At 67.7% G+C, this 17,589-nt stretch carries 16 protein-coding genes; 3 read left to right on the forward strand and 13 right to left on the reverse strand.

The features are described 5' to 3' along the window. The 5 genes from AAID08_RS00660 to argS all read right to left on the reverse strand — a co-directional run bounded on the left by AAID08_RS00660 (position 1) and on the right by argS (position 5,458). Entirely contained in the window at positions 1–960 is a 960-nt protein-coding gene (locus AAID08_RS00660) for a hypothetical protein (RefSeq protein ID WP_058665462.1), read from the reverse strand. Beyond that, entirely contained in the window at positions 939–2,150 is a 1,212-nt protein-coding gene (locus AAID08_RS00665; RefSeq protein ID WP_175167284.1) for an ABC transporter substrate-binding protein, read from the reverse strand. The genes AAID08_RS00660 and AAID08_RS00665 overlap by 22 nt, the downstream gene beginning before the upstream one ends. Positions 2,151–2,312: 162 nt before the next feature. After that, positions 2,313–2,945 (reverse strand): thiol:disulfide interchange protein DsbA/DsbL, encoded by a 633-nt coding sequence (locus tag AAID08_RS00670; RefSeq protein WP_026383974.1) that lies wholly within the window; start codon positions 2,943–2,945, stop codon positions 2,313–2,315. An 86-nt stretch (positions 2,946–3,031) separates the two neighbouring features. Continuing rightward, a complete protein-coding gene (locus AAID08_RS00675; RefSeq protein WP_049070479.1) occupies positions 3,032–3,748 on the reverse strand; it encodes an SPOR domain-containing protein in 717 nt (238 codons plus the stop codon). A 9-nt stretch (positions 3,749–3,757) separates the two neighbouring features. Further along, positions 3,758–5,458, reverse strand: a complete 1,701-nt coding sequence (gene argS / locus AAID08_RS00680) for an arginine--tRNA ligase (protein WP_144656448.1) — start codon at positions 5,456–5,458, stop codon at positions 3,758–3,760. Between the two features lie 308 nt (positions 5,459–5,766). On the opposite strand from argS, the gene AAID08_RS00685 reads away from it, so the two are divergent. Continuing rightward, positions 5,767–6,111, forward strand: a complete 345-nt coding sequence (locus AAID08_RS00685) for a DUF1840 domain-containing protein (RefSeq protein WP_049070483.1) — start codon at positions 5,767–5,769, stop codon at positions 6,109–6,111. A gap of 80 nt (positions 6,112–6,191) precedes the next feature. Continuing rightward, entirely contained in the window at positions 6,192–6,509 is a 318-nt protein-coding gene (locus AAID08_RS00690) for a hypothetical protein (RefSeq protein ID WP_006386976.1), read from the forward strand. 64 nt (positions 6,510–6,573) lie between these two features. Here the strand turns inward: AAID08_RS00690 and AAID08_RS00695 are convergent, their stop codons facing one another. From AAID08_RS00695 to AAID08_RS00720, 6 genes are all read right to left on the reverse strand, one after another. Then, the gene (locus tag AAID08_RS00695; RefSeq protein WP_006386977.1) at positions 6,574–7,374 is read right to left on the reverse strand and encodes a carbohydrate ABC transporter permease; all 801 of its coding nucleotides are present in this window, start codon (positions 7,372–7,374) and stop codon (positions 6,574–6,576) included. Next, positions 7,371–8,246 (reverse strand): carbohydrate ABC transporter permease, encoded by an 876-nt coding sequence (locus tag AAID08_RS00700; RefSeq protein ID WP_026384938.1) that lies wholly within the window; start codon positions 8,244–8,246, stop codon positions 7,371–7,373. The genes AAID08_RS00695 and AAID08_RS00700 overlap by 4 nt, the downstream gene beginning before the upstream one ends. A 13-nt stretch (positions 8,247–8,259) precedes the next feature. Next, positions 8,260–9,555, reverse strand: a complete 1,296-nt coding sequence (locus tag AAID08_RS00705; RefSeq protein WP_054504378.1) for an ABC transporter substrate-binding protein — start codon at positions 9,553–9,555, stop codon at positions 8,260–8,262. 33 nt (positions 9,556–9,588) lie between these two features. After that, positions 9,589–10,644 (reverse strand): ABC transporter ATP-binding protein, encoded by a 1,056-nt coding sequence (locus AAID08_RS00710; RefSeq protein ID WP_064522603.1) that lies wholly within the window; start codon positions 10,642–10,644, stop codon positions 9,589–9,591. Between the two features lie 123 nt (positions 10,645–10,767). Then, entirely contained in the window at positions 10,768–11,565 is a 798-nt protein-coding gene (locus AAID08_RS00715) for a phosphodiesterase (RefSeq protein ID WP_395757260.1), read from the reverse strand. 36 nt (positions 11,566–11,601) lie between these two features. Then, on the reverse strand, positions 11,602–12,615 hold the full coding sequence (locus AAID08_RS00720; RefSeq protein ID WP_054419491.1) for a LacI family DNA-binding transcriptional regulator: 1,014 nt from the start codon (positions 12,613–12,615) through the stop codon (positions 11,602–11,604). Positions 12,616–12,932: 317 nt separating this feature from the next. Between AAID08_RS00720 and AAID08_RS00725 the strand changes: the two genes are divergently transcribed. Beyond that, positions 12,933–14,261 carry an amidase gene (locus tag AAID08_RS00725; protein WP_054504381.1) on the forward strand — a complete coding sequence of 443 codons (1,329 nt, stop codon included), beginning with the start codon at positions 12,933–12,935 and terminating at the stop codon, positions 14,259–14,261. 161 nt (positions 14,262–14,422) lie between these two features. On the opposite strand, the gene leuA is transcribed toward AAID08_RS00725, so the two are convergent. Then, a complete protein-coding gene (leuA, locus tag AAID08_RS00730; RefSeq protein WP_054504382.1) occupies positions 14,423–16,132 on the reverse strand; it encodes a 2-isopropylmalate synthase in 1,710 nt (569 codons plus the stop codon). A 391-nt stretch (positions 16,133–16,523) separates the two neighbouring features. Continuing rightward, positions 16,524–17,501 (reverse strand): tripartite tricarboxylate transporter substrate binding protein, encoded by a 978-nt coding sequence (locus AAID08_RS00735; RefSeq protein ID WP_064522604.1) that lies wholly within the window; start codon positions 17,499–17,501, stop codon positions 16,524–16,526. Between the last annotated feature and the right edge of the window lie 88 nt (positions 17,502–17,589).

Here is a 17,589-nt window from a genome sequence, read left to right on the forward strand (position 1 = left end):
TCAGGCGTTGGCGCGGATCCACGCGCCGATGCGCGCGGCGATGTCGTCGCTGTTGTCGTCCATCATCGGCATGTGCGAATTGCCGCGGATGCCCATGTCGGCCAGGCGCCAGCCGGTGACGCGGCCGCCCTGCGCCGCCAACTGGTCGGCGTAGGCCTGCCCGGCCGCATCCAGCCTGGCCCATAGCGGCGTGGCGTCGAGATAGTCGCCATAGACGAACAGGAACGGCTTGCCCGCCACCGCGGCCGGGTCCACCTCCTGCGAGAACCCCGACGGTTCGATGCCGATGACGCCGCGCACCAGCGCCGGCCGCGCCTGCAGCGCGCGGTAGGCCACTTCGCCGCCATGGCTGTGCGCCAGCACCAGGCACGGGCCGATGCGTTCCAGCGCGGCGCACAAGCCCGCCAGCGCCGCATCGTTGTTGCCCAGCCAGCGCGGCACGGCGTGGCGGATGAAATCGTCGAAGGCCGCCAGCGGAAAGCGCTGGCCGTCGAAGGCGCGGCGCTGCGCGTAGTCCTCGGCGCGGCCCAAGCGGAACAGCGACCAGCTTTCCTCGGCGTTGCGCACGATGGGCGCATCCGGCCAGACCTCCTCGAACGGCGTCCAGCCGGCGCGGCCGCGCTCGACGTTGTCGACCACGTAGACCGCGTGGCCCTGCCGCAGGAAATGCTGCAGCCAGCCATGCCGGCCGTCCGGCGTCTGTTCCCACATCGCGCCGGTCATGCCGCCGCCGTGCAGCAGCACCAGCGGCAGCGGATGGCGGCGTTCGGCCGGGATGAAGTACTGCACGTACGCCTGTTCGACGTGGTACAGCCCGTTGGGGTCGTACGTCAGCGAGGCGGTCTTGGTGAAGGCGATCTCGCGCACCGGGCGGCCGCTGATATGCGCCTGCCGCCCGCCCGCGTAGAAGCTGCCGAAATCGGCCAGCGCCAGGGGGCCTACTTCTTGACCAGCGGACATTGGCTTTCCGACAGGGGCCAGGCGAGCGAGTCGCCGGGAATGGTGCGCACGATGTTGTAGTAGTCCCAGGGCGCCTTGGACTGGTCGGGCGATTTCACCTGCGCCAGCATCATGTCGCGCACCACCAGGCCGTCTTCGCGAATGTGCGCGTTCAGGCTGAACGGGTCGTCGATCGGCATCGACTTCATCTTCGCCATCACCGCGTCCGAATCGGTGGTGCCGGCCGCCTGCACCGCGCGCAGGTAGTGGCGCAGCGAGCTGTACACGCCGGCCTGCAGGAAGGTGGGCGGGCGGCCCAGGCGGGCTTCGAACTTCTTGCTGAAGGCGCGGGTGCCGTCGTTCATGTCCCAATAGGACGGCACCGTCAGGTAGGTGTGCTGCGCGGCCTGCAATCCCAGGCTGTGCACGTCGGTCAGCAGCAACAGCATTGCCGCCAGCTTCTGGCCGCCGCTGGCGATGCCGAATTCGGCCGCCTGCTTGATCGCCGAGATGGTGTCGCCGCCAGCGTTGGCGACGGCGATGATCTGCGCCTTGGAGGCCTGCGCCTGCAGCAGGAACGAGGCGAAGTCCGAGGCGTTGAGCGGGTGGAACACCGTGCCCACCACTTCGCCGCCGTTGGCCTTGACCACGGTCTCGGTGTCGGCGGCCAGCTGCTTGCCGAAGGCGTAATCGGACGCCAGGATGAACCAGCGCTTGTTGCCTTCCTTGACCACGGCGGTGGCGGTGCCGCGCGACAGCGCGTAGGTGGTGTAGGTCCATTGCACGCCATAGGGCGAGCATTGCGCCTGCGTCAGCGCGGTGGTGCCGGGGCTGGAGAACAGCACCAGCTTCTTCTTTTCGCGCGCGATGCCCTGCACCGCCAGCGCCACCGAGGAATTGGGCACGTCCACCACCACGTCGACACCGTCGGTGTCGTACCACTTGCGCACCATGCCGCTGCCGATGTCGGGCCGGTGCTGGTGGTCGCCCGATACTAGCGCCACGGGCTTGCCGAGCACGCTGCCGCCCAGTTCCTCGATCGCCAGGCGCGCGGCCTCGACTGAGCCGCGCCCGGTGGCATCGGCGGTGACGCCGGCCATGTCGGTCAGGACGCCGATCTTCACGCCGTCGGCGTCATTGGCTTGCGCTGAAAGGCCGGCCAGCGCCAGGCTCACGCCCAGCGCCGCGCGGCGCAGGAATTGCTGTCTCATCTTCCACCCCTTGTAGGCCGCGCGTGGCGGCGAATAATTATGGGAGGAAGTGTATATCGCGGCGGGCGCTTTGCCGCGTCCGCGCGCCTTGGGGATGACCCCATGAAAAACGCCCCGGCCGGTCGGCGCGGGGCGTCGTCATGAACGCGATTCAGGCGCGGGTCACTTGCCGCGGGCCATCGGGATCAGCTTGTTCACTTCCTGCAGGGCGCCTTCGTAGCTGTTGCCCGCCATGACCGGCGAGGTCATGAACTTGCCGCCGACGGCGAACGACGGCGTGCCTTCGATGCGATAGGCTTCGGCCAACTGGTTGGCGCGCTGGACCTGGGTCTGCACGCTGAACGAATCGAACACCGAGTCGAACTTGGCGCGGTCCACGCCCTGCGCGGCGGCCCACTCGCCCATGGCCTTCTTGTCGATCAGGCGCTTGTGCTCGCCGTGGATGGCGGTGAAGACCTTGGCGTGCAGGTCCGGGCGATCCAGGGCCACCAGGGTGTAGTAGAGCTGTTGCAGCGGCTTCATGCCGGCGTTGAAGGCGATCGGCACCTGCTTGAGCACGACGTCGTCGGGCTTGGTCTTGGCCCAGTCCTCGACCATGGGTTCCATGGCGGCGCAGTGCGGGCAGGTGTAGGCGAAGAATTCCAGGACCTCGATCTTGCCCGGGGTATCCGACGGCAGCGGCGGATTGATCGGCACATAGGCCTGGGTGCCCTGGGCGTGGCTGACCGGGCTGAAGAACGCGGTGGCGGTCAGCGCGGCGGCTGCCAGGATGCGGATGAGCTTGGGGGACAGCATGATGGGGTGAGGTTCCTGAACAAAGAGGTTACAGACAGGGCCAGGCCCGGATTAGTTCAATCAAAAACCATGATGCGGGCGCCGTGTTACTGGCGCACCACCGCCGTTTCGATCTTGTTTTCGCCGAGGCGGCCACGAGCGCGGTTCATGTCGTCCAGGCGGGCGAACGGACCGACGCGCACGCGGTTGATCGGCTTGCCGTTGACCTCGGCCTTCTGCACCGCCACCGGCAGGCCCAGCAGGATGATGCGGGCCTTGAGCGATTCGGCGTCGTCCTGGCCGCGGAAGGCGCCGGCCTGCAGGTAGTACGAGCCATTGGCCGACGCGGTCGGGGCGGCGCTGGCGACCGGCGCCTTGGCCGCGGGCGCCGGGGTCGGCGCCACCTTGGCGATGGGCGTGGGCGGGGCGCTGGCGGCCGGCGCGGGGGCGGCAGCGGGCGTGTTGTTGGAGGTCGGCAGGGTGGCGATCAGCGCGCCCAGGTCGTCCGACTTGCCCGCCGGCGCGGTGCCGCCCGCGCCCGGCAGCGGCGCGGGCGCCGTGGCGGTCGGGCCGGTGGGCGGGGAACCCGCCGCGCCGTCGCGGCCGTACAGGCCGGCGTTGGGATCCGGCGCCTGGCGCGGATCGGGCAGCTTGCCGGCGTCGCCCTGGCGGGTGGCGCGATCGACAAAGGGCACGGGCGCCTTGGTGACGTAGAACGCCACGACGGCGGCGACGATCAAGCCGAGGAGCAATCCGGCCAGCGCCCCGTACAGGGTGCTGCCGCTTTCGCCGGACCGGCGGGTGGGTTTGCGCTTGGTGGCCATGTACCGATGTTACATCCGCTCGGGGGCGGACACGCCCAACAGCGCCAGGCCGTTGGCCAGCACCTGGCGCGTGGTCGCGGCCAGGCGCAGGCGCGCCAGCTTGAGCGCGGTGTCGTCGACCAGCACGCGCTCGGCGTTGTACCAGCCGTGGAAGTCCGCGGCGCAGTCGCGCAGCCAGAAGGCGATGTGGTGCGGGGCCAGTTCCTGCGCGGCCAGCGCCACCACGTGGGGGAACTCGGCCAGGCGTTGCATCAGCGCGAATTCGCTGGGGGCGGTCAGCAGGGACGCATCGGCCGCGGCCACGTCCGCCGGCGGCATGCCGGCGTTGTTGATCACCGAGCAGATGCGCGCATGGGCGTACTGGATGTAGTAGACCGGGTTCTCGTCGCTCTTGGACAGGGCCAGGTCGACGTCGAACACGAATTCGGTGTCGGCGCGGCGCTGGATCAGGAAGTAGCGCACGGCGTCGCGGCCGACCCAGTCGATCAGGTCGCGCATGGTGACGTAGCTGCCGGCGCGCTTGGAGATCTTGACCTCCTGGCCGCCGCGCATCACCTTGACCATCTTGTGCAGCACGTACGACGGGTAGTCCTTGGGAATCCCCTCTTCCAGCGCCTGCAGGCCGGCGCGCACGCGCGCCACGGTGCCGTGGTGGTCGCTGCCCTGGATGTTCACGGCGCGGTGGAAACCGCGTTCCCACTTGGCCTTGTGGTAGGCCACGTCCGGCACGAAATAGGTGTAGCCGCCCTCGCTCTTGCGCATGACGCGGTCTTTGTCGTCGCCCGTGCCCAGTTCGGTGGTGCGCAGCCACAGCGCGCCGCCTTCTTCATAGGTATGGCCGCCGGCGATCAGCGCCTTGACGGTGGCCTCGACCCGGCCCGAGGTGTACAGCGAGCTTTCCAGGTAATAGTTGTCGAACTTCAGCCCGAACGCCTGCAGGTCCAGGTCCTGCTCGCGGCGCAGGTAGGCCACGGCGAAGGCGCGGATGTCTTCCAGGCTGTCGATGTTGCCGGTGGCGGTGACGGGCTCGCCGTCCGAGGCCTGGATGGTCTTGCCGGCCTGGAAGTCGCGGGCGATGTCCAGAATGTAGTCGCCCTTGTAGCCGTCGGCGGGCCACTCGGGCGAGTCGGTCGTCAGGCCGCGGGCGCGCGCCTGCACGCTGATGGCCAGGTTCTCGATCTGGTTGCCGGCGTCGTTGTAATAGAACTCGCGGGTCACATCCCAGCCGATGGCGTCGTACAGGCGGCACAGGGCATCGCCCAGGGCGGCCTGGCGGGCGTGGCCGACGTGCAGCGGGCCGGTGGGGTTGGCGGACACGAATTCCACCAGGATCTTCTCGCCGCTGCGGGCGGCGCGGCCGAAGGCCTCGCCCTGTTCGGCCACGGCCGTGATGACGGCCTGGCGGGCGGCGGCGGTGACGCGCAGGTTGATGAAGCCGGGACCGGCGATTTCCGCGCTTTCGACCAGGTCGCGGGCGCCCGGCAGGGCCAGCAGGGCCTCGACGATGGCCTGGGCCAGTTCACGCGGATTGCGCTTGGCCGGCTTGGCCAACTGCATGGCCACGTTGGTGGCGACGTCGCCGTGGGCGGCGACCTTGGGGCGCTCCAGCAGCACGTTGGCTCGGGCCGCATCGGCCTGGGCATCGGGCAGGCTCTGCGCGACGGCGGCCTGGATCAGGGAGATAAGCTGTTTTTGTTGCTCGGGGAGCATGGGCGTCTGGAGAAGTTCTAGGTGGGTGACGAGGGCGGCGGGCCGTGGGCTCGCGCGCGGCGCCAGGGGGCGGGGTCGGCCGGCTGGCGGGCCTCGGGGGCATGACCGCGCGAGGCGCCGGATTCTCGGCCGCCGCGGATCCTGCCGTCACGGGAATCTCCTGAATCATAGCTTGATTTGGCGGCCGTTACCGCGCGGGGGCGCCGTCGGCCGGGCCGCCCGCCGACCCTCGCCCGGGGGCGCCAGTTGGCATCCCCAGGGTGTTGCGGTAGTGTATTGAGGGTATTCAATCCGTAGGAGACCGGAATATGCTGATTACGTTTCACTCCAAGGTCGTGGCCGAAGTCCTGATGCTCACCGACCACGCCGGCGTCCTGCTGCAAGCCGCGGGCAAGTCCTTTGGCGACAAGATCCCCGAGCGCGGCGTGTTCACCGCCGACCAGCTCGGTCCGGCCATCCAGGGTATCGAACGGGCCATTGAGGAATCCCAGGGCAATCCCGCCGAGGACGAGGAAGACGAGGACAAGCCGGCGGTGGCGCCCATGGCGCGCGCGGTCGGCCTGAAGGAGCGCGCCTTCCCGCTGCTGGACATGATGCGCCAGTCGCAGGCCGCCGGCGCCGAGGTCACCTGGGAAGTCTCCCGCGGCTGGTAGGCAATGTCGCCGGACGGACAATCTGCCCGGCGTTTTTTGCCTACCCTTTGCGGCTGACGCCATTTCAAGGAATCCCCGCCATGCGCAGCGACATCACCATCGTTTTCGACACCCGGCGCTCGCTGGACCTCTCGGCCAACGTCGAACCCAGCCCGCAGCGCCAGAACGACGCCCGCGACTGGTTCGACGGCGCCTGGGAAACCCTGGGCTGTGAACCCCTGCGCCCCAGCGGCAAGGTGCTGCTGCTGGACAAGGTGCTGGGCGTGGCCGACGCGCTCGGCTACGACATCCTGTCCACCGACGCCAAGGAAGCCCGCGAGTTCGCCGAGCACCTGGCGCTGGCGCTGGAACGCCCGCGCATCACGGTGGACCTGCCCGGCCTGACGGTCGGTTACTGACCGCCTGGCCGCGCCAACGAAAAGACCCCGCATGACGCGGGGTCTTTTCGTTGTCCGGGGCGGATCAGCGGATACCGGCGCGCATGAACGACTGCACGAACTGGCGCTGGAACAGCAGGAAGGCGATCAGCAGCGGCGCCGCCGACATCAGCGTGGCGGCGGTGATCACCGACCAGTCGATGCCCTGGTCGGTCGACGAGAACACCTGCAGGCCCACCGTCAGCGGCCGCGATTCCACCGAGTTGGTGATGATCAGCGGCCACAGGAAGTTGTTCCAGTGGTGGCTGACCGACACCAGCCCGTAGGCCACGTAGATCGGCTTGGCCAGCGGCACGTACACCTTCCACAGCACCTGCAGCGCGTTGGCGCCCTCCATGCGCGCGGCCTCCTCCAGCTCGCGCGGCACCGTCTTGAAGGTCTGGCGCAGCAGGAAGATGCCGAAGGCCGAGGCGAAGTACGGCAGGCCGATGGCGAACACCGTGTCGCGGATGCCGAGCTGGCTCATGGAGCGGTAGTTCTCCACCAGCAGCACGTCCGGCATGATCATCAGTTGCAGCAGCACCAGCATGAAGACGAAGTCGCGCCCGCGGAACTCGAAGCGCGCGAAGGCGTAGCCGGCCAGGGTCGACAGCACCAGTTGCGCCGCCAGCACCATCGTCACCAGCAAAAACGTGTTGGCGAAGTAGCGCGGGAACGGCGCGGCCTGCCAGGCCCGCGCGAAGTTGTCGAGCGTGAGGGGCGCGAACAGGTCGAAGCGGGTGGCGTAGGCCGGCGGGTGGAACGCGGCCCACACGGCGTACGCCAGCGGCAGGATCCACAACAGGCCAAGCGCCCACGCGCCCAGGGTATCGAGCTTGTCTTTCATTGGTAGTGCGTCCTGCGGTCCAGCCAGCGGAACTTGACCAGCGCCGTCAGCGCCAGCACCACCAGCAGCACGACGGTCAGCGTCGCGGCGTAGGCGGTGTCCCAGAAGCTGAAGCCGACCTGGTAGATGTAGTACAGCAGCAGCGTGCTGGCGTTGTCGGGCCCGCCGCGGGTCATGACCACCACGTGGTCCACCAGCCGGAAGGCGTTGATCAACGCATTGATCAGCACGAACAGCGTGGTCGGCATCAACAGCGGCCACAGCACGCGCCGGAAGTACTGCCAGCGCGAGGCCCCTTCCAGCATCGCCGCCTCGCGCAGCGACGGCGACACCGTCTGCAACGCGGCCAGGTAGAAGATCATGAAGAAGCCGGATTCCTTCCACACCGTCACCAGCATCAGCGCCGGCAGCGCGGTTTCGCGGTTGCCGAGCCAGTTGGGACCGGGCGAGCCGAACAATTGCATCACCTGCGCGATCAGGCCGTACTGCGGGGTGTAGAAGAACAGCCAGATATTGGCCACCGCCACCATAGGCAGCACCGTCGGCGTGAAGTACGCCATGCGCAGGAAACCGCGCCCGCGCAGGTTGCGGTTGACCCACAGCGCCATGACCAGCGCGATGCCGATCGAGGTCGGGATGGTGCCCAGGGCGAACCACAGGTTGTTCCAGAGCGATTGCCAGAACACCGGGTCGTCGCGCATGACGGCGTAGTTGTCCAGCCCGACGAAGCGGGCCGGGCGCGCGCCCTTGGGGGTGGAATAGAAACTGTGCCAGAGCGTCGCCAGCGCCGGGTAATGCGTGAACGCGGCGAGCAGCACGATGGCTGGCAGCAACAGCAGCCAGCCATAAAGCGCATTCAAGGAGCGGCTCATCGTGCTTGCGGATTTACTTGTAGGAACGCAGTATGCGGTCGGCTTCGCGCTGGGCGTCGGTCAGCGCCTGCTGCGGCGTCTTCGACCCCGTCAGCGCCGCCTGCAGGGCGTCGTTCAGGGTCTTGGTGACGCGCTGGTTCTCGTGGGTCGAGAATTCGGCCACGCTCACCTGCAACTGGTCGCGCGCCACGGCGGCGGCCGGCACTTCCTGCGCGTACTTCTTCATCTTCTCGGTCTGCCAGGCGGCCGGCGTCACGGCCACGTAGCCGGTGGCGATGCTCCAGTCGGCGGCGCGCTCGGGCGTGGTGGCCCACTGCGCGAACTTGAGCGCGGCCTGCTGTTGTTCAGGCGTGCCGCTCTTGAAGATGTAGAAGTTGCCGCCGCCGGTCGGGCTGCCGCCGCGCTTTTGCTGCGGCATCATCGCCACGCCGAACGGGAAGTCGGCGTTCTTGCGGATGTTGGTCAGGTTGCCGGTGGTGGTCCAGATGATGGCGGCCTTCTTTTCCAGGAAGTCCTTGGGCGTGGTGCCCCAGTCGATCGTGCCGGTGGGCATGACCTTGTGCTTGGCCGACAGGTCGCGCCAGAACTGCGCGGCCTCGACCACGGCGGGCTTGTCCAGGTAGACCTCGTTGCCGGCCTCGTTCATCAGGATCGCGCCGTTGGGCGTGGTCAGGGCCTGGAACAGCCAGTAGGCGAAGGCGCCGCCCGACGGGATCTCGATGCCCCACTGGGTGGTGTTGCCGCTGGCGTCCTGCTTGGTCAGCTTCTTGCCGTATTCGACCAGCTCGGCCCAGGTGGCGGGCGCGCGCTCGGGATCCAGGCCGGCGGCCTTGAACAGATCCTTGTTGTAGTACATCACGATGGTCGAGCGCTGGAACGGCACGCCCCAGGTGTGGCCGCCGGTGCGGCTGTTCTGCATGAAGGCGTCGTAGAAGCCGCCCAGCCATTTCTTGTCGGCGTCGCTCTTGGCCAGGCCGTCGATCGGCACGATGGCGTCTTCGTCGATCAGCGTGAACATGTCGGTCGACAGCAGCACGGCCAGTTGCGGCGGCGTGCCGCCCTTCAGGGCGGTCAGCGCCTTGGCGATCGAGTCCTGGTACGAGCCGGCGTAGATCGGCTTGATCTTGATGCCGGGGTTTTCCTTCTCGAAGTCCGTCACCATGTCATCGACGATCTTGGTGATCGGGCCGCCCACGGCGACCGGGTAATAGAACTCCACTTCGACGGGCTTTTGCTGCGCCTGCGCGGGCAGCGACAGGCAGGCGGCGGCAAGGCTGGCGGCCAGGGTCTTGAGTACGATGCGTCGCATGATTGCGTTTCCTTTCCTGTGGATTGGGCGTCTTCAGCGCCCGACGGTGTCGATGACCGCCGAGTCGGCGGCAAAGAAATGCTGTTGTTCGGCCGGCCACGACAGGCGCAGCGCCTCGCCGGCGCGGGCTCGCAGGTGCCCACCCACGCGCACCGCCACGCCGCCGCTGTCGCCGATGCGGCAGACCACGATGGAATCGGCGCCGAAGTACTCCACGCTTTCCACGGTGGCGGCGATGCCTTCGTTGTCGATGCGGATGTGCTCGGGCCGCACGCCCAGCTTGGCGGCGCCTTCCGGCGCGCCGGCGATGGCCGGACCTTGGGTGCCGGCGATCACGGTGGCGCCCTGGAGCGGCATCAGGTTGATCAGGTTCATGGGCGGCGTGCCGATGAAGCGCGCCGCGAATTCGCTGGCCGGACGGGCATACAGGCCGTCCGGCGTGTCGTGCTGTTCGATCTGGCCGCCGCGCAGCAGCACCACCTGGTCGGCCATGCTCATGGCCTCGGTCTGGTCGTGCGTGACGTACACCATGGTGATGCCCAGGTCCTGCTGCAAGGCGCGGATCTCGCGCCGCATCTCGTGGCGAAGCTGCGCGTCCAGGTTGGACAGCGGCTCGTCCATCAGGCACACCGGCGCTTCGGAAATCACCGCGCGTCCCAGCGCCACACGCTGCTGCTGGCCGCCCGACAGTTGCGACGGTTTGCGGTCCAGCAGATGGCCCAGGCCCAGCAGCGAAGCCACACGCTGCAGGCGGCGGTCGTAGTCGCGCGCCGGCTCCTTGCGCACCTTCAGGCCGAACAGGATGTTCTCGCGCACCGACAGGTGCGGAAACAGCGCGTACGACTGGAACACCATGGAAATGCGGCGCTTGGCGGGCGGCAAGTGGGTGACGTCGCGGTCGCCGATACGGATGGTGCCGGACGTGGGCGTGTCGAGCCCGGCGATCATGCGCAGGGTGGTCGACTTGCCGCAGCCCGACGGGCCCAGCAGCACGGTGAAGCTGCCGGCCGGCACGGTGAAGCTGACGCCGTGGATCGCGGCCGCGCCGCCGTATTGCTTGGTGAGGTTATCCAGAACGATGGATGACATGCTGTCTCTTGGATCTAGTTTTCTGATCCGTCTGCGGCGCGTGCGATGAAAACCTTTTCATTGTGCAGCGCAAACATGACGGAGATATGGCAGGGCATAGTGTTTGTAATCGAGATCGGGGGCTCAGGCGAAGGGATAGGGCCCGGGGTATTCCCCAATCACGGCGTGGTGGGTGACCAGCGCGCCATCGTGCCACCAGTGCAACTGGTAGCCCGGCGGCTCCATGATGTATTGCAGCGTCGGTCGGGGTCCCAGCTCCAGCGCCAACTGGTGCGCGGTGCCCGGACAGGTCGAGGCAATGGTGCCGCCGAAGCGGCGGAAGATGGTGCGGTGCAGGTGGCCGCACAGCACGCGCTCGACGCGCGGATAGCGCGCCACGATGCGTTCGAGCGCCGGCCCGCCGGCCAGCAGGCCGATGTCGTCCATGTGCTCGATGCCGGTCTGGAATGGCGGGTGATGCATCAGCACCAGCGTCGGCCGGTCGGGTTGTTCGGCCAGCCGTGCGGCCAGCCAGCCCAGGCGTTCGTCGCATAGCTCGCCGTGGCTTTTCATCGGCACCACCGTGTCCAGCGCCAGCAGGCGCAGCGGATAGGTTTCGACGGCATACTGGATGAACGGCCCCTGTGCTTGAAGATAGCCATGGTCCGGGAAGGCGGCGCGCAATTGCGCGCGGTCATCGTGGTTGCCGGGCAGCAGGAAATAAGGAATTTCAAGCGCCTGCAACTGCTCGCGCAGTGCCTGGTACTCATGCGGACGGCCCAGGTCCGTCAGGTCGCCCGTGATCAGCACGCAGTCGGGCCGCGGCGTCAGCGCGTTGAGCGCGCGCACAGCGGGGCCCAGGAAGGCGGCCGGGTCGATGATGCCGTAGGCCTTGTCGCCCGGTGTGCGCATATGCAGGTCGGTAATCTGTGCGATGAGCATGACGCGTGTCTCGATCGTTATTTTTGTGGATGAAGTTCAGCGGCGCACTGGCGCCGCGGTGCCGCCGACCACGATGCAGTGCGGCAGGCGATTGGATTGGGGCGGCTGGCCGTGGATCTGCGCCAGCAGGTTGGAGCAGGCGGCCTGGCCGATGCCGTCGCTGGGTTGCGCCACCGTGGTCAGCGGCGGCGTCAGCAAGGCGCCGAAGCGCATGCCGTCGAAGCCGCAGACGGAAATATCGGACGGAACCGACAGACCCAACGCCACCAGATCGGCAATCACCGCGGTGGCCAGCAGGTCGTTGGAGCAGAACAGCGCCGTCGGCGCCTGCTTGCCGCGCAATGCGGACTTGAGCGCCTCGGCATCGCTGCCGGTGTGCGAACCCATGGCGATGTGCTGGATCGGTTCCAGTCCCAGCTTCTTGGCGCAGGCGCGCGCGCCCGACAGGCGGCGGCGGGCACGATCGGAGGCCGTCAGCGGGCCGGTCACGATGGCGATGCGGCGATGTCCCAGCGCCGCCAGGTGCGACACCATGTCGATGGCGGCCGCGCGATTGTCGACCGAGGCATAGGGGTGGTCGGTGGATTCGTTGTAGACCAGCACGTAGGGCATGCCGGCGCTGTCCAGGTCGTCCAGCGTGGCGCTGCGGGCCGCGTCGGCTACCGTCAGGATCAGGCCGTCGACCTGGTGGTCGATCAGGCCCTGGACCGCGGCCGATTCCACCGCCGGGTCATAGCCGGTGGCGGTCAGCATCACGCTGTAGCCGGACTCGCGGGCGCGCCGTTCGGCGCCCTCGAAGCACTCGGCGAATACCGGATTGGACAGCGTCGGCAGAATCAATCCGATCGTGCGGGTGCTGCCCGAACGCAGGCTGCGGCCGACGCGATTGGGCCGGAAGCCCGCGCGCTTGGCGATGGCGCGGATGTGCGCCAGCGTATCCGGATGAACGATTTCGGGCTGGTTGAACGCGCGCGAAACCGTGGCGGGGGAAACCCCCGCCTTGCGGGCCACTTCGATGATGGAAAAGCGGGGCGATGCGCGCGACGCCATGGCTACATTGCTGCCGGTTTGCTGAAAACGTTTTCATCTTACAAGACAAATATGACCTTTGTGTTGCACCCGTTTGCGCTATGCTGATAACAACGCAACAACATAAGGCCAAGGCGCGGCGTGCCTCGAAATCCCTGTGAAAACCTGGTTTTTTCAGTGGTTTTCCCAATTGACGCGGCGCGCACAATGGCTGGGTTTGTCATGACGGGCGCGCATCATGCTGCGTCCCGTATCGGGACAAACCCCAGGGTCAAGGGGACCGGGTGCGGAAGTCAGTACCGCGCATATCGCGCGGCACCGGGATAGAGGAAAGGATCATGTCTACTGCCTTAAACAGACTTGGCGCGCTTGAAGCGGCGCGCAAGCTGCAACGGCGCGAATTGACCGCGGTGCAATTGGTGCGAGCCTGCTTTGCGCGCATCGAGCAACGCGAAAACACCATCCATGCCTGGACGGCGCTGCAGAAGCAGGCTGCCCTGGATCACGCGGAAGCCCTGGATCGCAGCCCCCTGCGCGGCCCGCTGCATGGCCTGCCGATCGGCGTCAAGGACCTGTTCGACACCGTCGACTTGCCCACCCGCTACGGGTCTCCCATCTACGAGCGCCATCATCCCGGGCTGGACGCGGCCGCCGTGGCGCTGTGCCGCCATGCCGGCGCCATCGTGATCGGCAAGACCGTCACCACCGAATTCGCCACCTACCAGGCCGGCCCGACACGCAATCCGCGCAACGAGGCCTACACGCCCGGCGGCTCCTCCAGCGGCTCGGCCGCGGCGGTGGCCGACGACATGGTGCCGTTCGCGCTGGGCTCGCAGACCGCGGGTTCCATCATCCGCCCCGCTTCGTATTGCGGCATCGTCGGCTACAAGCCCACGTTCGGCGCGATCCCTCGCGCCGGCGTGAAGAGCCTGGCCGAATCGCTCGACACCGTGGGCGGCTTTGCCCGCTCGGTGCCGGATGTGGCCCTGTTCGCTTCGGTCCTGATGCGCGATCCGCGCCTGCTGAACCTGAGCTACGACGCTAAGCCGCGCATCGGCATGTACCGCAGCCTGCAATGGCGCCACGCCCAGTCGGAAACCAAGGAAGCCTTCGCCCAGGCCGCCGCCACGCTGTCGCGCGCCGGCGCCCATGTCGAAGAGGTGCCGCTGCCGCCCGAGCATTGCATGCTGGTGCAACTGCACGCGGACATCATGGCGTTCGAATCTTCACAGTCGCTGGCCTACGAACGGCTGGAACACGCCGCGCAGCTCAGCCCCAAGATCCAGGCGATTCTCGAGGCCGGCGCGCAGATCTCCGCCGAGGAGCACATCAAGAATCTGGCGCGCGCCGCGGAATCGCGCGCGCGGGTGGACGGCTGGTTCGACAAGTACGACGTGCTGCTGGCGCCCGCGGCCAGCGGCGAGGCGCCGTTCGCCGACCTCGGCACGGGCGATCCGCAGTTCTCGCGCGCCTGGACGCTGTTCGGCCTGCCGTGCCTGAACCTGCCGTTCGCCACCGGCCCGCAGGGCCTGCCGGTGGGCCTGCAACTGATCGGCAAACGCTACGACGACCACCGCACCGTGGCGATCGCCGCCTGGGTCCACGAGCGGCTGCTGGCCGCGCGCGAGCCCGACATCGGCGCCTCCGACATGTGGCCGCGCGGTTGACCCGACCCGCTGCGCCTGTGGTGGCGCGGTCGAATGCGTCGCGCAAAAGAAGAAAGCCCGCCGGATAAAGGCGGGCTTTGTTTGTGCGGCGCGGCTTCACCGTAAGAAGCGCGCGGGGGACGCGGCGGCGGTAACCGCCACGCCCGCGGCCTGGCGGCGGATCACGCGGCCTCGGCGGCTTCCTGTTCGGTGGTGACGGCGCCGGCGTTGATGTGGCGGTTCACCGCGCTCAGCACGGCCTGGAACGAGGCCGTCACGATGTCGCGGTCGATGCCCACGCCGAAGCCCGTGCTCGAATCGCCCACGCGCAGTTCCACGTAGGAGGCGGCGCGGGTGTCGGTGCCGGTGCCGATGGCGTGCTCGTGGTAGTCCATGATGCGCACGGGCACGTCCAGCGCGGCCACGAAGGCCGAAATGGCGCCATCGCCCTTGCCCGTCACGATGCGGCGTTCGCCGTTGTACTCGAGCTCGGCCTCGATGCTGAAGTGCTGGCCTTCGCCGGCGGCCGGATTGCCGTCGATGCGGTGACGCACCAGTTTCCACGGGGCCTTCTGCTCCAGGTACTCGCGGTTGAAGATGGTGTGCACGTCGTCGGCGGTGACTTCGCGGCCGGTTTCGTCGGTGACGCGCTGGATGGCGCGGCTGAATTCGATCTGCAGGCGGCGCGGCAACACCAGGCCGTGTTCCTGTTCGAGCAGGTAGGACACGCCGCCCTTGCCCGACTGGCTGTTGACGCGGATCACGGCGTCGTAGCTGCGGCCGAGGTCGGCCGGGTCGATCGGCAGGTACGGCACTTCCCACACGGCGTCGGGCTGTTGCTGCGCGAAGCCCTTCTTGATGGCGTCCTGGTGCGAACCGGAGAAGGCCGTGAAGACCAGGTCGCCGGCATACGGGTGGCGCGGGTGCACGGGCAACTGGTTGCAGTACTCGGCGCAGCGGCGCACTTCGTCGATGTCCGAGAAGTCCAGGCCCGGGTGCACGCCCTGGGTGTAGAGGTTCAGGGCCAGCGTGACCAGGTCGACGTTGCCGGTGCGCTCGCCGCTGCCGAACAGGCAGCCTTCGATGCGGTCGGCGCCTGCCATCACGGCGAATTCGGCGGCGGCCACGGCGGTGCCGCGGTCATTGTGCGGATGCACGCTCAGCACGATGCTGTCGCGGCGCGCCAGGTTCTTGTGCATCCACTCGATCTGGTCTGCGTACATGTTCGGCGTGGTGGCTTCGATGGTGGCGGGCAGGTTCAGCACCATCTTGCAGTCCGGCGTGGGCTCCCATACGTCGGCCACGGCGTTCGAGACTTCCAGCGCGAATTCGGGTTCGGTCGTGCTGAAGACTTCGGGCGAGTACTGGTAGCGCCACTTGGTTTCCGGGTGCTTGGCCATGTACTGCTTGACCAGGCGCGTGCCGGTCGTGGCGATGTTCTTGATCTCGTCCTTGGTCATGTTGAACACGACCTTGCGGAACGCCGGGGCGCAGGCGTTGTACAGGTGGACGATGGCCTGCTTGGCGCCGGCGGCCGATTCCACCGTGCGGCTGATCAGGTCCTCACGCGACTGCGTCAGCACGATGATGGTGACGTCGTCGGGGATGCGCTTTTCGTCGATGAGTTTGCGCACGAAATCGAAGTCGGTCTGCGAGGCCGACGGGAAACCCACTTCGATTTCCTTGAAGCCGATCTTGACCAGTTGCTCGAAGAAGCGGAGCTTGCGCTCGACGCTCATCGGCTCGATCAGGGCCTGGTTGCCGTCGCGCAGGTCGGTGCTCATCCAGATCGGCGGCTGCGTGATGCGGCGGCTGGGCCAGGTGCGCTCGGAAAAGTCGCGAGCGAACGGCGTGAAGGGGACGTATTTGGCGGCGGGGTTGGCAAGCATCATCACTACACCTCGATCGGTTTCTTGTGAATCCCGGGATCGGTTTCCTCGGCCGGCATGCGGCCGGATGGCGGCCTGATGCCAGGGTTGGCCGCATTCGCGCGGCGCAAGATTCAGTTTTGAAAAAGGGAATTCGCGTGTGGCAAGCGTGGCTGCCGAGCTACCACGGGGACACTAGGCCCGGCAACCGATCGGTAGGTATAGCGATAGCGCGATGAAGGCGGTACGAGCGCGCAGGCCGGCAACCGGAGCGGCGGAGCGTCCGGTGGCAATCGCGAGGGAGGTGCGGTAAGCGGCCATAGGTTGCTAGTCAAACATACTTTTGCGGACAGCGCAATCGGGAAGGCGATAAAAAAAGCCGGGGACGATCCGTCCCCGGCTGGCGTCACACGCGTTATTGCGTCTGCATGTGGCCGTTCTTGACCACCTGGCCCAGGCGCTCGCGCTCGCTCTTGGCGAACTCGACGAAGCTGGCGCGGGAACCGCCGCCCGGCTCGATGCTGCTCTGGCGCAGCGCGTCCTGCACTTCCTTGGTCTGCAGCGATTTCTCGACGGCCGCGTTCATCTTGTCGAGCACGTCGGCGGGCGTGCCGGCGGGCGCGTACAGGCCGGCCCAGTGGCCGATGCGGATGGCGGGGAAACCCAACTCTGCGGTGGTGGGGATGTCGGGCGCGCTCGCCATGCGCTTGTCCCAGGTGGTGGCCAGGGCCTTGAGCTTGCCGCTCTGCACCAGCGGCAGCGTGACGATGCTGGCTTCCGAGGTGGCGTCCACCTGCTTGCCGATCACCGCGGTCACGCCTTCCGAGCCGCTCTTGTAGGCGATCGGCTCGACCGGCAGGCCGGTGGCTTCCTTGACCATCTCGGCCACGAAATGCGGCGTGCTGCCGTTGCCGGCGGTCGAGAACGTGATACGGTCGGTCTTGGCCTGCTTGGCGCGTTCGACGAAGTCCTTCAGGTCCTTGGCGGGGTTCGACGGGTTGGCCACGATCACCGACGGCGTGATCGACAGCAGCGCGACGGGGGTCAGTTCTTCGTCCTTGTAGGGCTGGTCCGAGCGGATCAGGCTGTTGGTGACGGTGCCGTTGCTGCCCACCAGGTAGGTGTAGCCGTCGGCCGCGCTGCGCGCGACGTGCGCGGCGCCGACCACGCCGCCGGCGCCGGGACGGTTTTCGACGATGACGGGCTGGTTCAGGGTCGTGCCCACCGCCTTGGCGATGATGCGGGCGACCAGGTCGTTGGCGCCGCCGGCGCTGAAGGGCGCGACGAACGTGATGGGCTTGTCGGGCCAGGCGGCGGATGCCGGGGCGGCAACGAAGGCGGCCGAGCAGGCCAGCAGAAGGCCGGCGGCATACCGGACGGGGGTACGGAACATGTAAAGCAACTCCAGGGGCTGGCCGCGCATCCGACTGGTCTCTGCAATCGGCTTGGTCTGGTTTTAAAGGTGCGCGGCCGCGGTTGCG

The sequence above is a fragment of the Achromobacter sp. EB05 genome, assembly GCF_044232075.1.
Lineage (GTDB): Bacteria > Pseudomonadota > Gammaproteobacteria > Burkholderiales > Burkholderiaceae_B > Achromobacter > Achromobacter dolens.